This is a genomic window from Mesorhizobium loti, from assembly GCA_014189435.1.
Classification (GTDB): domain Bacteria; phylum Pseudomonadota; class Alphaproteobacteria; order Rhizobiales; family Rhizobiaceae; genus Mesorhizobium; species Mesorhizobium loti_G.
On record CP050293.1, the window covers coordinates 5,776,605 to 5,790,882 of the forward strand.

Sequence of the window (14,278 nt, forward strand, 5' to 3'; positions counted from 1 at the left end):
GTTTCTAGCCCCTCAGAACGCCGCCGGTCTGCTTGCCGACGTTCTCGACAATGCGCTTGGCCAGCGCCTCGAAATCCTCGTCGGTCAGCGTCTTTTCAACCGGTTGGATCGACACTTCGATGGCGATCGATTTCTTGCCCTCGCCGAGCGAAGCGCCTTCGAAGATGTCGAACACCGAGACGCCTGTGATCAGCTTTTTGTCGGCGGCGAGCGCCGCGCGGACCAGCGTGCCGGCCTCGACCGCCTTGTCGACGACGAAGGCGAAGTCGCGCTTCACCGCCTGAAAGGCGGATAGTTCCAGCTTGGGCTTGGTTTTGGTCGGCTTGGCCTTCGGCTCGGGCACGGCATCGACGAACACTTCGAAGCCGCACAGCGGGCCGGAAACATCGAGCCCTTCCAGCGTCTTCGGGTGGAATTCGCCGAAGGTGCCGAGCACGGTTTTCGGGCCGAGCTTGATCGTGCCGGAACGGCCGGGATGATACCAGGCCGGACCGCCGGCCTCGATCTGCAGCCGCTCGACCGGCGCACCGCAGGCTTCGAGTGCGGCGATGGCATCGGCCTTGGCGTCGAACACGCCGACCGGGCCTGAGTTGCCGGCCCAGTTGCGGCCGGAGCCGTCGAGCTTGGCGGTGCCGCGGCGCACGCCGGCGGCCACGCGCCGCTGCTGGTCGGCGCCGTCGCCTTCATACGTGCCCGACACTTCGAACAGCGCCACGTCGCCGATGCCCTTGTCGGCATTGCGCTGGGCGGCGGCTATCAGGCCCGGTAGCAGCGAGGGCCGCATGTCGGACATGTCAGCGGCGATCGGGTTGGCAAGCTTCAGCGCCGTCTGGCCACCGCCGAACAGTTCGGCGTGCTTGGCCGGAATGAACGACCAGGTGACGGCCTCCATCATGCCGCGCACGGCAAGCGCGCGCTTGGCCGTGCGGGTGCGGACCTGCAGCGTGGTGAGGATCTTTGCGTTGACCGCGTCATGCGCACCGAGCGGCTGCGGTGCGATGTTGTCGACGCCGTGGATGCGCATGACCTCCTCGACCAGATCGGCCTTGCCGTCGACATCGGGGCGCCATGACGGCACGGCGACGTTGACGACATCGCCCGAGCCCTCAGGCTTGAAGCCGAGGCGCGACAGGATGTCGAGGCTTTCCGCCTTCGGCACCTCGATGCCGGTCAGCCGCTTCACTTCCGACAGCGGGAAGGAGACGATCTTCGGCTTGTGCTCGGTGTAGCCTGCCACTTCGATCTCCGTCGGCGCGCCGCCGCAGAAATCGAGCACCAGTTTCGTTGCCAGCTCGACGCCGGGAACCATGAAGTCAGGGTCGACCCCGCGCTCGAAGCGGTAGCGCGCGTCGGTGATGATGCCGAGCGTGCGTCCGGTGCGGGCGGTGGTGATCGGATCCCAAAGGGCGGATTCGATCAGCACGTCGGTCGTGTTCTCGTCGCAGCCGGAATGCTCGCCGCCCATGATGCCGGCGATCGACTCGACGCCGCTGTCATCAGCGATGACGCACATCTCCGGCGTCAGCGTGTATTCGCGGCCGTCGAGCGCCTGTACCTTTTCGCCATCGCGCGCCCGCCGCACGGTCAGATTGCCGGCGACCTTCTTGGCGTCGAACACATGAAGCGGGCGGCCGCGGTCGAAGGTGACGTAATTGGTGATGTCGACCAGTGCACTGATTGGCCTGAGCCCAATGGCGATCAGCCGCTGCTGCAGCCATTTCGGCGACGGGCCGTTCTTGACGCCCTTGACCAGCCGCAGCGCAAAGCCGGGGCAGAGCTCCGGCGCCTCGATCGTCACCTTGACCGGGCACATGCCGCTGCCGACATGCGGCATGATGGCGCCGCCGACCAGGCGGCCAAGACCGCTCGCCGCCAGATCCCTGGCGATGCCGTAGACGCTGGTGGCGTCCGGCCGGTTCGGCGTCAGATTGATCTCGATGACCGGATCGTCGATGTGCGCATAGGCGGCGAAGCTGGTGCCGACAGGCGCATCCTCAGGCAGGTCGATGATGCCGTTGTGTTCGTCGGACAGCTCCAGCTCGCGCTCGGAGCACATCATGCCGTGGCTTTCGACGCCCCGGATCTTGCCGACCGTCAGCGTCACGTCGATGCCGGGCACATAGGTGCCGGGCGCGGCAAAGGCGCCGATCAGACCGGCGCGGGCATTGGGCGCGCCGCACACCACCTGCACGGGTGGCTTGCCGTCGCCCGTATCGACGGTCAGCACGCGCAGCCGGTCTGCATCGGGGTGCTGAACCGCCGTCAGCACCCTGGCGATGACGAAGGGTTTCAGGCTCGACTTGTCGTCGACATGCTCGACTTCGAGGCCGATCGAGGTCAGCCGCTCGACGATCTCGTCGAGCGAGGCGTCGGTCTCGAGGTGGTCCTTGAGCCAGGAGAGGGTGAATTTCATGGGACTGTTCCGTCTGGTCTTTTGACGCTTGATTTCAGATGTCTCGGCAGATCGTCGGACATATGCAGGTAGGGAAGCTGCTCGCTGACATAGGCATGCAGCGTGGGTTCAAAATCGGCCGGTATGTCCATAGCGCCCAGCATGAAGTAGATGTCGTCCTCCAGCCGCTCGTCGACATAGGCGATGGGTGAGCCGCAAATGCCGCAGAACGAGCGCGTCACCGGGCCGTTCTCGAACATCTTCAGCGCCTTGCCGGTGAACGCGACCTGATCGACCAGGAAGCCGACAAAGGCCGATACCGGCGCGCCGCTGGCCCGCCGGCAATCGCCGCAATGGCAATAGCTGACGTGGTGCGGTTCGGCCAAGGCCTCGAACCGCACGGCGCCGCAACGGCAGCCGCCGGTGTGCGGCGCTGTCATGCGCTCAGGCCCCCGAACAAGGTCGGCATGTCGAGTGGCCTGAAACCGTAATGCGACAGCCAGCGGACGTCGGCATCGAAGAAGGCGCGCAAATCCGGCATGCCGTATTTCAGCATGGCGATGCGGTCGATGCCCATGCCCCAGGCAAAGCCCTGATACTCATCCGGATCGAGCCCGCCATGGCGCAGCACGTTGGGGTGCACCATGCCGCAGCCGAGGATCTCCATCCAGTCGGAACCTTCGCCGAAGCGCACCTCGCCTGGCCTGGAGCGGTCGCACTGGATGTCGACCTCGAGGCTCGGCTCGGTGAACGGGAAGAAGGACGGCCGGAAGCGCATTTTCACCTGCGGCACCTCGAAGAAGGCCTTGCAGAACTCCTCCAGCACCCACTTCATGTTGGCGACATTGGCCGTCTTGTCGATCACCAGCCCCTCGACCTGATGGAACATCGGCGAATGGGTGGCGTCCGAATCCTGCCGGTAGGTCTTGCCCGGAATGACGATGCGGATCGGCGGCTTCTTCGTCTCCATGGTGCGGATCTGCACCGGCGAGGTGTGGGTGCGCAAAAGCTTGCGCTCGCCTTTCTCGTCCGGCTGGAAGAAGAAGGTATCGTGCATTTCGCGCGCCGGATGGCCTTCGGGGAAATTCAGCGCAGTGAAATTGTAATAGTCGGTCTCGATATCCGGCCCTTCGGCGATGGAGAAACCGAGATCGCCGAAGATCGCCGCAATCTCGTCGATGACCTGGCTGATCGGATGGATGCGGCCGCGCTCGGCCGGCGACTGCCGCACCGGCAGCGTCACGTCGACCCTTTCGGCGGCGAGGCGCGCGGTGATCGCCGCATCCTTCAAGTCGGCCTTGCGGGCCGTCAACGCATCGGTGACGCGGCTCTTGAGGCCGTTGATGGCGGGGCCCTTGACCTGCCGCTCCTCGGCGGTCATGGCGCCAAGTGTTTTCAGCATCTCGGACACGGTGCCCTTCTTGCCGAAAGCAGCGATGCGCACGGCCTCGATGGCCGGCTCATCGGCGGCCGACGCGATGTCGGCCAGAAGTGAATCTTCCAGGGCTTCAAGATTTCCAGCGGTGGCGTTCACGGCGAAGCTCTCTCGATCGGGCGACCCACCATCACCGGGCGTGTCACCATTTTGGTTACATCAGGCAAAAGAAAAACCCGCGCCAGCCGTGCCAGCGCGGGTTCCCCAAATCAGAATTGCGAATGCTTGGGAAGCGCTGGTCTTAGGCGACAGCGCTTTCAAAAGCGTTCGGCGTGGTGTTCTTCAGATATTCGAGCGCCACCTTGGCCTTGGCGACCAGGGCTGCGAAAGCCTGCGGCTCGTGGATGGCCATGTCCGACAGGATCTTGCGGTCGATCTCGATGCCCGACTTGTTGAGGCCGTCGATGAAGCGGCCATAGGTCAGGCCATGCTCGTGCGTCGCGGCGTTGATGCGCTGGATCCACAAAGCGCGGAACGAGCGCTTGCGGTTCTTGCGGTCGCGATAGGCGTACTGCATCGACTTTTCCACCGCCTGCTTGGCGATGCGGATGGTGTTCTTGCGGCGGCCGTAGAAGCCTTTCGCGGCTTTCAGGACCTTCTTGTGCTTGGCGTGCGAAGTGACGCCTCTCTTTACGCGTGCCATGTCATGATCTCCTTAAAAGCAATTCCAGGAAAAGTGCCTTGCGGTTTTCCGTTCGGAATTGCGTAAAACTAATGCGTGTCCGGACCGAATGCCTTAGAGGCCGTTCGGCAGAAAATTCTTGATGACCTTCTTGCCATCCGGTTCAGCCAGAACCATCGTGCCGCGGGCATTTCGAATGAACTTGTTGGAACGCTTGATCATGCCGTGACGCTTGCCGGCAGCAGCCGACAGGACTTTACCCGTACCTGTGATCTTGAACCGCTTTTTGGCGGCGGACTTGGTCTTCATCTTGGGCATTTTGCTACTCCGTCTAGTTGGCGCACTATCGCGCTTCTTGTTCGCTTCGGGCCGACCAAAGCCCGAAAAGCAAATGAAACCGCCACGGCATGCCCTGCCGGGCGGTTTTCTTGAACGGCGGTCCTATACGTCAAAGACGGCGGCTGTGCAACACCTGTAGGGGATGCGGCGCTGCGTCCTTGGTCAGGGGAGCGTGAACCAGACCGGCAACATGCCCGACTGCTGGGCGCCGTCGATCAGTTCGAAGGCCGGCAGCGCTACGAGGAACACCAGGCCGTCGAGCAGCGTGGTCAACAACAGGCGCGGTTTGAAGCTGCCCGTATCGCCCTCCTGGTAGAGCGACAATTTCGGGAAGAAGCGAGGCACCCGCGCCAGATAGGCCTGGTACGGGGCGCCTAGCGCTTCCTTGAGGAATTTCTCCTCGCGCAGGATGACGATGTGGAAGGCGCCCGCGCACAACACCGCGAACAGGATGATGCCGGAGAACGAACCGATCTGGGCGCCGACACCGGCCGCGGCCACGGTCGAGAACACATAGAGCGGGTTGCGGGTGATCGAGTAAGGCCCGCCGGTGACCACCTCGGACGATTTGCGCCCGCCAATGTAGAGTGTCGACCAAAGGCGACCGCAGATACCCAGGAAAATCAGCAACACGCCGAACATCTCGATCGACTCGTGCATCGCCGTTTCGGGCGGAAAGGTCGATTGCCCAAACAGCAGCGCGGCAAACAGCACCACCACGAGCACGGCAAGCACCAGCCTGCGCGTGCGCTGGTAGTTACCCAGCCCGTATTTGAGTTCTTTGTCCAAGGGAGGAATCCGATCGTCGAAGAGCTTAGCCGGCGATCGCAGCTGTGGCTGAGAAAATGGGCGTCCCGCCGATCGCCGGGACGCCCTGTAACACAATTCAGGCGGATTTAGAGCCCGATGATCAGGCTGACGTCATCGTGATCCAAGGTGCGCTCAGCACACCTTAGCGCGGCGACAGCACCATCATCATCTGACGGCCCTCAAGTTTCGGTTCCGCCTCGACCTTGGCGATCGTAGCCACTTCCTCGCGAACCTTGTTCAAAAGCTGCATGCCGAGTTCCATATGCGCCATCTCGCGGCCACGGAAGCGCAGCGTCAGCTTGACCTTATCGCCTTCCTCGAAGAAGCGGCGAACCGCCTTCATCTTGGTCTCGTAGTCATGGCTGTCGATGTTCGGGCGCATCTTGATCTCCTTGATCTCGATGACCTTCTGGTTCTTGCGCGCCTCGGCAGCCTTCTTCTGGTTGGCGTATTTCAACTTGCCGAGATCGAGGATCTTGACGACGGGGGGTACCGCGTTGGGCGATATCTCGACGAGATCGAGCCCAGCCTCTTCGGCGAGCAGCAATGCGTCGTTGATGGAAACATCGCCGCGGTTCTGGCCTTCGGCGTCGATAAGCTGGACCCGGGGAACCCGGATGTCACGGTTGGAGCGCGGGCCATCCTTGGTCGGCGCCGCTGCTTTGAAAGGTCTGCGAATGGTCGTGGTCTCCTTGGCCGTTTCGTTCAGGGTTTGTCAGTGTTGATGCGTGGACGCGCCAATGTGGTGAGCGCGCGGGCGGAGTCAATAGCACAGCATTGACAGAAAATCACCCTGATCGCTGCCCTGCACCAAACAAAGAACATAGTGAGCACTTTTCGCCACGCCACCGGCTGTGTCACAAGAAACCTTGTGCCAAAAGACGGGCTTGAGGAAAAAGTCATGAACGCCACGCCCCCCGTCTTTATCGATGTCGACGGAACGCGCATCGCGGTGCGCCATAATGCTGGCTCCGCGCCCGGCATCGTCTGGCTCGGCGGCTACAAGTCGGACATGCTGGGCACGAAGGCCGAGACGCTGTCGGACTGGGCGGCAAGAGAAGGCCGCGCCTTCCTGCGCCATGATTATTCCGGCCATGGCGAATCCGGCGGCGCCTTTGCCGACGGCACGATTTCGACATGGCTTGCGCAGAGCCTTGCCGTGTTCCGCCATTTCACCAAGGGCAAGCAGATCCTGGTCGGCTCTTCGATGGGCGCCTGGATCGCGCTGCGCATGGTGCAAGAGTTGCGCAAGGCTGGCGATAGCAACATCGCCGGCCTGGTGCTGCTGGCGCCGGCGCCGGATTTTACCGCCGAACTGGTCGAACCGGTGCTGACGCAGGCGCAGAAGCGCGACCTCACTGAGAAAGGCTTCTTCGAAGAGCCGTCGGACTATTCCGCCGAGCCTTACATCTACACGCGCTCGCTGATCGAGGACGGGCGCGACAATTTGGTGATGACAGGCCCGATCGACACGCATTGCCCGGTGCATATCCTGCAGGGGCTGGCCGATGCGGACGTGCCGGCAAGCCACGCGCTGAAGCTGGTCAGCCTGCTGCCGGCCGACGACGTGACCTTGTCGCTGATCCCTGACGGCGACCACCGCCTGTCGCGGCCGCAGGACCTCGACATGCTGGTGCGGGCCGTCGACGCGATGGCGCAGAGGGGGAACTGATGCGCGTTTCCATTCCGATACACGCGTTCGTCGCCGCCATCGTCGGCTTTGGCGGCACGCTGGCCATCGTCATCGCCGCCGCCAAGGCAGTCGGCGCGACGCAGATCGAGACGGCAAGCTGGGTGACGACCATCTGCCTGGCCATGGCGATCGAGAGCCTGTGGCTGTCCTGGCGCACGAAGATGCCCGTCATCACCGCCTGGTCGACGCCGGGCCTGGCGCTGATCGCGGCCTCGAGCGGCTTTTCGATGGGCGAGGCCGTCGCCGCCTTCATCGTCACCGCCATCCTTCTGATCGCCACCGGCCTGTTCCGGCCCCTGACGCAGCTGATCTCGAGGATACCGCCCTCGGTCGCCTCCGGCATGCTGGCCGGCATCGTCGTCACCTTCGCGTTCAATGCGGTAAAGACCATTCCTGTCGACCCGTGGCTGATCCTGCCGCTAATCGCGGCCTTCTTCGTCATCCGCCTGTTCAATCCGGCCCTGTCGGTGCTGGCGGTGCTGATCGGCGGCGGCCTCGCCGCTTTCCTCACCGGCCGTGTCGGCGGCCTGCCGACACCCGAACTGTCGACGCTGACGCTGATTGCGCCTGATTTCACCGCGAAGGCGATGATCGGCCTGGCATTGCCGCTCTACCTCGTCACCATGGCTTCGCAGAACCTGTCCGGCCTCGCCGTGCTGCGCGCCGCCGGCTACCACCCCGAGCCCGGCCCGCTGATCGGCGTCACCGGCCTGTTCTCGCTGCTGTCGGCGCCGTTCGGCGGCTCGACCACCAATCTGGCGGCGATCTCGGCGGCGATCTGCACCGGGCCGGACGTCCATCCCGATCCCGCCGAGCGCTGGAAGACCGGCCCGTTCTATGCGCTTGCCTATCTCATCTTCGCGCTTTTCGGCGCCTCGCTGGTGGCGATCTTCGCCGTGCTGCCGCAGAGCCTGATTGTGCTGGTGGCGGGTCTGGCGCTGATGGCGTCGCTCGCCAACGCGCTGTCGATCGCGCTCAAGGACGAGGGCGACCGCATGGCCGCCACCGTCACCTTCGTCGTCACCGCGTCGGGGCTGACGCTGTTCGGCGTTGGTGCCGCATTCTGGGGCCTGATTGCCGGCCTGGTCGTGCTTTTCCTCGAAGAACTCAAGAAGCGACAATCATTTCAGCCGCTTGTCCGGATTTTGCGGGCATTGTCCTGAATCGCCGTGGGCGACTGTCGTGTTGATGTCAACGAGCGCCGCAAGCTCAACGAGTCGCCTGCGACGCTCTGCAGGCATTCAGCCATTACGAAACGTGTAAGCATAGCCGTTAATGGCCGGAGCGCCGCCAAGGTGGGCGTAGAGCACCTTCGACCCTTCGGGGAAATAGCCCTTCCTCACCAGGTCGATCATGCCCTGCATGGATTTTCCCTCGTAGACAGGATCGGTAATCATGCCTTCAAGGCGCGCGCACAGGCGGATTGCTTCCTTCGTCTCCTGCGAGGGCACGCCGTAGACCGGGTAGGCATAATCCTCGATGAGGATCACATCGTCTTCACCGAGCTCCTTGCCGAGTTCGACCAGCGCCGCCGTGGCCCGCGCGATATCCAGCACTTGCGCCTTGGTCTGCGCCGGAGTGCAGGATGCGTCGATGCCGATCACCTTGCGCTCGCGGCCGTCCTTGGCGAAGCCGACCACCATGCCGGCATGGGTAGAGCCGGTGACGGTACAGACGACGATGTAGTCGAAGGCAAGGCCGAGTTCCTTCTCCTGCGCGCGCACCTCTTCGGCGAAGCCGACGTAGCCCAGGCCGCCATATTTATGCACCGAAGCCCCGGCCGGAATCGGATAAGGTTTGCCGCCTTTGGCTTTCACATCCGCAATCGCCTGTTCCCAGCTTTCCCTGATTCCGATGTCGAAGCCCTCATCGACCATCTGGACATCGGCGCCCATGATCCGGCTCAGAAGGATGTTGCCGACGCGATCATAGACGGCGTCCTCGTGGGGCACCCAGCTTTCCTGCACCAGGCGGCATTTCATGCCGATTTTCGCTGCGACGGCCGCCACCATGCGCGTATGGTTGGATTGAACACCGCCGATCGAAACCAGCGTGTCGGCGTTTGAGGCGATCGCGTCCGGGATAATGTATTCGAGCTTGCGCAGCTTGTTGCCGCCGAAGGCGAGGCCGGAATTGCAATCTTCCCGCTTGGCATAGAGATCGACCTTCCCGCCGAGATGAGCGCTGAGCCGATCCAGTTTCTCGATATGGGTCGGTCCAAATGTGAGCGGATAGCGTTCGAACTTCTCCAACATGAGAAATCCTCCTCTGATTGTAATTTTGATACTGGAAACACTATCATTTTTCCCTTGAAAGGTGCTCTCTAAGATCGAGCAGAAAATGCCCTGAATCTAAATCTCTGACGCGAAAACGTTATTTTTCTTCGATAAAGTGCCTCAATAGCGGAAGAATCTTCCATGAAAGCGTCGCTCGACCGGATCGACCTCAGAATGTTGCGCCTGCTCCAGGACAATGGGCGGCTGACCAATGCGGAGCTGGCGCAGTCGGTTGTTGTCAGTCCGGCGACGTGCCATCGCCGCACGCAACGCTTGTTCGATGAAGGCTACATCAGCCATGTCAGGGCGGTGGTGACGCCACGGAAGGTCGACAGAGGCGCGCTGGTGATGGTTGGTGTCGTCCTCGACCGCTCGACCCCGGAAAGTTTCGCGGAATTCGAGAAGGCAGTCGCGAAGCTGAAATTCATTCTTGATTGCCATCTGGTGGCAGGCGACTTCGATTATTTTCTGAAGATCAGGGTCGGTGACATGGCGGATTTCAACCGGATCCATGGGGATCAGTTGATCGCATTGCCCGGCGTCCGCCAGACGAGGACGTTCTTCGTCATGAAGGAGGTCGTCGACAACGCGCCGCTGGATTTTTGAAAGGGACGGGTTCCCGGCCGATGCATCAGACCATTGTACCGCCGGCGGCATTGCCACTGCTCTTCATGCCCGGTCGTGCTTTTCCTCGACAGTCTCAAAAAGCGATAATCATTTCAGTTGCTTGTCCGGTTTTGGCGGACATTGTCTTGAATCGCCGTTTTTCTCTTCCCATTTCGATTCCACGCAGCCGGGTTTGGCTGTCTCCAACCGAAGGAATGGGAGAAAATGAACACATCTGCATTGATCCGTCCGGCCTGGACGCCGGCGACCATCGCGTTGATGGTTGTGGGTTTCATGGTGTTCTGGCCACTCGGCTTCGCCATGCTTGCCTACATCATCTGGGGCGATCGCCTCGACGGCTTCAAGCGTGACGTCAACCGCGCGACCGACGGCATCTTCGCCGGCTGCCGCCGCGGTTCCGACAAGGCCGCGCGCTGGGGCAATGGTTCCGCCCGCACCGGCAACGTCGCTTTCGACGACTGGCGCGAAAAGGAACTTGAGCGCCTGAACGAAGAGCGCCGCAAGCTCGACGAGATGCTGACCCAGTTCGACGAGTATGCCCGCGAATTGCGCCGCGCCAAGGATCAGGACGAGTTCGACCGCTTCATGGCCAACCGCAACAAGTCGACGGCGCCGACGAAGACCGATCCGGGCACGGGAACGACGACCACCAAGCGTGGCAAGGGCTCGAACCTGCTTGACGACTGAGGCCAAGCGACAGGCCACATCGTGAAAAAAACGGCGTCGCGCGAGCGGCGCCGTTTCTTTTTTGTTCTATTCGTTTTCCTCGAATCACGTATCGTTGCGCCATGTCATTCGGCTTCTTCCGCAACCTGACAAAGCCCAAGCCCGCGCCAGTCGAAGAGCGCGAGCACGTCGTTGCCGGCCGCTCATTGCCGCTCAAGATCGTCGAGAACGATCGCGCGAGGCGGCTGACGCTGCGCATCGATTCAGGCGGTCGCGGCCTGCGCATCACCGTGCCGCCCGGCCTGCGCCGGGGCGAGGTGGAAAAATTTCTCGACCGCCATCAGGACTGGCTGGAACAGCGGCTGGCCAAAGTGCCGGCCCGGCCGCAGGTGCGGCCCGGCATCAAGATTCCGGTGCGCGGCGTGGCGCACCGCATCGTCCATGAGCCTTCGAAACGCGGCACCGTCACCGTGTCGCGCGACGAGCGCGGTCCGCTGCTGATCGTGCATGGCGAGCGCATACACCTGCCGCGCCGCATCGCCGATTTCCTCAAGCGCGAGGCCAAGCGCGAGATCGAGAAGCTGGTGGTCAAGCACACCGAGACGCTGGGCAAGCGCGCCAAGGCGATCCGCTTCAAGGACACGTCAAGCCGCTGGGGATCCTGCACCTCCGACGGCAATCTGTCGTTTTCCTGGCGCATCATGATGGCGCCGTCGCCAGTCATCAATTACCTCGTCGCGCATGAAGTGGCGCATCTGAAAGAGATGAACCACGGTCCGAAATTCTGGAAACTGTGCGAGCAGCTCTGCCCGGACACCGAGCGCTGCAAGGCATGGCTGAAGCGCAATGGCGGCGCGCTGCAGGCGATCGCGTTCGAGTAGTGATGGGCGAAGTGAGGCCTTGAGGGCTGTCCGCTGTTAACGGTGCAAACGTTGGAGATTGGCTGAGCAGTCTCAACTTCGTCATCCTAGGGCGAAGCAAGGAGCGAAGCGACGCGGCGCAGACCCTAGGATCCATGCCGCGACGCACGAGCGCCGCAGCGGAGCAGAATTGGGATCGTCGCAACGCGGAAAACGCCGCCATTCTCCACCGCCGCATCCTTCGGTGGATGTCACGGCATGGATCCTAGGGTCTGCGCTCCGCTTCGCGTCGCTCCGCCCTAGGATGACGAAATTCAATCGTCATTCGCGGCGTTCAACTCCTCCGGTCGCAACCCCTCATCGCCATGATGCGGCCACGGCAAGAAGTTGCCATCGAAGGCATCGCTGCCGAAATAGTCGAGCGCGCGGTGCGCTTCGGCGCCGTTGAAGGCGGCCTTGTCCATCAGGTGCGCAATGACCTCGCGCGCCTGCGTGATCTTCTGTTTGAGTTCGGCAACGGTTCTCTCGGCCATGATCGTGCTCCCGCCTTGCATCCTGTCCATTCATAGGTAGCGCCTTTGGCCGTGCCGGCAAACAGCATGCTTTTTCTCGACTCTTTTCGCTTTTCATGCCAATTCCCGCGCCATGGCACTCGACATCAAGATCTGCGGCTTGAAGACCGACGCGGCAATGGCCGCGGCGCTGGCCGGCGGCGCCAGTCATGTCGGCTTTATTTTCTTTGCCAAGAGCCCTCGTTATGTCGAACCTGCCGAGGCTGGCCGCCTGCGTGAGGCGGCGCGCGGCAAGGCTTTGGCGGTTGCCGTCACCGTCGATGCCAGCGACGCCTTCCTGGATGAGATCGTTGCCAAGATGCAGCCCGACATGTTGCAGCTGCACGGCGCGGAAACGCCGGAGCGGGTGGCCGAGGTCAAGGCCCGCTATGGCTTGCCAGTGATGAAGGCGCTGCCGCTCGGCGAGGCTGCCGATCTCGAGCGGATAAAGCCATTCATCGGCATAGCAGACCGGTTTCTGTTCGACGCCAAGCCGCCGAAAGGCTCCGAACTGCCGGGCGGCAATGGTGTTGCCTTCGACTGGCGCATTCTCGCCGGCCTTGACGGCGGCGTCGATTACATGCTTTCCGGTGGGCTCAACGCCGCCAATATCGGCGATGCCCTTCGGCTTGCCAACCCGCCCGGAATAGATATTTCCTCAGGCGTGGAAAGCGCGCCGGGTGTCAAGGATCCGGCGCTGATCGAACAGTTTTTCCGGGCCGTCCGGGCAGCACGCGACGACCGCGCCGCCTAAAGCCCTAAACGACAAGCCAGGAGATCGGCGATGAACAAGCCGGCGACACCCAATTCCTTCCGCACCGGGCCCGACGAACAGGGTATGTTCGGCATTTTCGGCGGTCGTTTCGTTGCCGAAACGCTGATGCCACTGATCCTCGACCTGGAGCGTCACTGGAACGAGGTCAAGAACGATGCGGATTTCAGGGCCGAACTGACTGACCTTTCGACCCATTATGCCGGGCGGCCGTCGAAGCTCTATTTCGCCGAGGGGCTGACCAGACATCTCGGTGGCGCAAAGGTCTATTTCAAGCGCGAGGATCTGAACCACACCGGTTCGCACAAGATCAACAACTGCCTCGGCCAGATCCTGCTGGCCAAGCGCATGGGCAAGAAGCGCATCATCGCCGAGACCGGCGCCGGCCAGCACGGCGTGGCCTCGGCCACGGTCGCGGCGCGCTTCGGCTTTCCCTGCGTCGTCTATATGGGCGCGACCGACGTTGCCCGGCAGAGCCCCAATGTCTTCCGCATGAAGCTGCTCGGCGCCGAAGTGCGGCCGGTGACATCAGGTCACGGCACACTGAAGGACGCCATGAACGAGGCGCTGCGCGACTGGGTGACCAATGTCGAGGACACCTATTACCTGATCGGCACCGCCGCCGGCCCGCACCCCTATCCGGAGCTGGTGCGCGACTTCCAGTCGGTGATCGGCATCGAGGCGCGGGCGCAGATCCTCGAACAGGAAGGCCGGCTGCCCGACACCATCATCGCCGCCGTCGGCGGTGGTTCGAACGCCATTGGCCTGTTCCATCCCTTCCTCGACGACAAGGAGGTCCGCATCATCGGCATCGAAGCCGGCGGCCGCGGTCTCGACGGCATCGAGCATTGCGCCTCGATGAATGCCGGAAAACCCGGCGTGCTGCACGGCAACCGCACCTATCTCCTGCAGAACTCCGACGGCCAGATCATGGACGGGCATTCGATTTCGGCCGGCCTCGATTATCCCGGCGTCGGCCCGGAGCATTCCTGGCTGCGCGATTCAGGCCGCGTCGAATATGTGCCGATCCTCGATGACGAGGCGCTGGAGGCCTTCAAGCTGACGACGCGCGTCGAAGGCATCATCCCGGCGCTGGAATCCGCGCACGCCATCGCGCATGCGGTGAAGATCGTGCCCGCCATGGACAAGGACCAGATCGTCATCGTCAATCTGTCCGGCCGTGGCGACAAGGACGTGCATACGGTGGCCTCGATGCTGGGCATGGAGATCTGATC

General features: G+C 62.6%; 16 protein-coding genes. 7 read left to right on the top strand and 9 right to left on the bottom strand.

Translation table 11 applies throughout. The features are described 5' to 3' along the window. Positions 1 to 4: 4 nt before the first annotated feature. The 7 genes from HB777_27580 to HB777_27610 form a co-directional block, all read right to left on the bottom strand. Entirely contained in the window at positions 5 to 2,413 is a 2,409-nt protein-coding gene (locus HB777_27580) for a phenylalanine--tRNA ligase subunit beta (protein QND67316.1), read from the bottom strand. Further along, the gene (locus HB777_27585; protein QND67317.1) at positions 2,410 to 2,832 is read right to left on the bottom strand and encodes a GFA family protein; all 423 of its coding nucleotides are present in this window, start codon (positions 2,830 to 2,832) and stop codon (positions 2,410 to 2,412) included. Before HB777_27585 ends, HB777_27580 begins: the two co-directional genes overlap by 4 nt. Next, complete coding sequence (pheS, locus tag HB777_27590) at positions 2,829 to 3,926, bottom strand: phenylalanine--tRNA ligase subunit alpha (protein QND67318.1); 1,098 nt, start codon at positions 3,924 to 3,926, stop codon at positions 2,829 to 2,831. Before pheS ends, HB777_27585 begins: the two co-directional genes overlap by 4 nt. A gap of 142 nt (positions 3,927 to 4,068) precedes the next feature. After that, on the bottom strand, positions 4,069 to 4,470 hold the full coding sequence (gene rplT / locus HB777_27595; protein QND67319.1) for a 50S ribosomal protein L20: 402 nt from the start codon (positions 4,468 to 4,470) through the stop codon (positions 4,069 to 4,071). Between the two features lie 93 nt (positions 4,471 to 4,563). Continuing rightward, positions 4,564 to 4,767 carry a 50S ribosomal protein L35 gene (gene rpmI / locus HB777_27600; protein ID QND67320.1) on the bottom strand — a complete coding sequence of 68 codons (204 nt, stop codon included), beginning with the start codon at positions 4,765 to 4,767 and terminating at the stop codon, positions 4,564 to 4,566. Positions 4,768 to 4,950: 183 nt separating this feature from the next. Beyond that, positions 4,951 to 5,577 carry an isoprenylcysteine carboxylmethyltransferase family protein gene (locus HB777_27605; protein ID QND67321.1) on the bottom strand — a complete coding sequence of 209 codons (627 nt, stop codon included), beginning with the start codon at positions 5,575 to 5,577 and terminating at the stop codon, positions 4,951 to 4,953. Positions 5,578 to 5,740: 163 nt separating this feature from the next. Then, positions 5,741 to 6,277 carry a translation initiation factor IF-3 gene (locus tag HB777_27610; GenBank protein QND68929.1) on the bottom strand — a complete coding sequence of 179 codons (537 nt, stop codon included), beginning with the start codon at positions 6,275 to 6,277 and terminating at the stop codon, positions 5,741 to 5,743. 222 nt (positions 6,278 to 6,499) lie between these two features. On the opposite strand from HB777_27610, the gene HB777_27615 reads away from it, so the two are divergent. Both HB777_27615 and HB777_27620 read left to right on the top strand, forming a co-directional pair. Further along, complete coding sequence (locus HB777_27615; protein QND67322.1) at positions 6,500 to 7,270, top strand: alpha/beta hydrolase; 771 nt, start codon at positions 6,500 to 6,502, stop codon at positions 7,268 to 7,270. Then, positions 7,270 to 8,454: a benzoate/H(+) symporter BenE family transporter gene (locus HB777_27620; GenBank protein ID QND67323.1), complete on the top strand. Its 1,185-nt coding sequence runs from the start codon at positions 7,270 to 7,272 to the stop codon at positions 8,452 to 8,454. Before HB777_27615 ends, HB777_27620 begins: the two co-directional genes overlap by 1 nt. A gap of 78 nt (positions 8,455 to 8,532) precedes the next feature. Here the strand turns inward: HB777_27620 and HB777_27625 are convergent, their stop codons facing one another. Then, the gene (locus HB777_27625; protein QND67324.1) at positions 8,533 to 9,546 is read right to left on the bottom strand and encodes a 1-aminocyclopropane-1-carboxylate deaminase; all 1,014 of its coding nucleotides are present in this window, start codon (positions 9,544 to 9,546) and stop codon (positions 8,533 to 8,535) included. A 162-nt stretch (positions 9,547 to 9,708) separates the two neighbouring features. On the opposite strand from HB777_27625, the gene HB777_27630 reads away from it, so the two are divergent. From HB777_27630 to HB777_27640, 3 genes are all read left to right on the top strand, one after another. Further along, positions 9,709 to 10,173, top strand: coding sequence for an AsnC family transcriptional regulator (locus HB777_27630; GenBank protein QND67325.1), 465 nt, complete (start codon positions 9,709 to 9,711; stop codon positions 10,171 to 10,173). 225 nt (positions 10,174 to 10,398) lie between these two features. After that, positions 10,399 to 10,881: a DUF2852 domain-containing protein gene (locus tag HB777_27635; protein QND67326.1), complete on the top strand. Its 483-nt coding sequence runs from the start codon at positions 10,399 to 10,401 to the stop codon at positions 10,879 to 10,881. 101 nt (positions 10,882 to 10,982) lie between these two features. Further along, positions 10,983 to 11,741, top strand: a complete 759-nt coding sequence (locus HB777_27640) for a M48 family metallopeptidase (GenBank protein QND67327.1) — start codon at positions 10,983 to 10,985, stop codon at positions 11,739 to 11,741. A 293-nt stretch (positions 11,742 to 12,034) separates the two neighbouring features. Here the strand turns inward: HB777_27640 and HB777_27645 are convergent, their stop codons facing one another. Then, positions 12,035 to 12,253 carry a hypothetical protein gene (locus tag HB777_27645; protein QND67328.1) on the bottom strand — a complete coding sequence of 73 codons (219 nt, stop codon included), beginning with the start codon at positions 12,251 to 12,253 and terminating at the stop codon, positions 12,035 to 12,037. Positions 12,254 to 12,365: 112 nt separating this feature from the next. On the opposite strand from HB777_27645, the gene HB777_27650 reads away from it, so the two are divergent. Both HB777_27650 and trpB read left to right on the top strand, forming a co-directional pair. After that, positions 12,366 to 13,025 (top strand): phosphoribosylanthranilate isomerase, encoded by a 660-nt coding sequence (locus HB777_27650; GenBank protein ID QND67329.1) that lies wholly within the window; start codon positions 12,366 to 12,368, stop codon positions 13,023 to 13,025. Between the two features lie 30 nt (positions 13,026 to 13,055). Next, positions 13,056 to 14,276, top strand: a complete 1,221-nt coding sequence (gene trpB, locus HB777_27655) for a tryptophan synthase subunit beta (GenBank protein ID QND67330.1) — start codon at positions 13,056 to 13,058, stop codon at positions 14,274 to 14,276. The last annotated feature ends 2 nt before the right edge of the window (positions 14,277 to 14,278 follow it).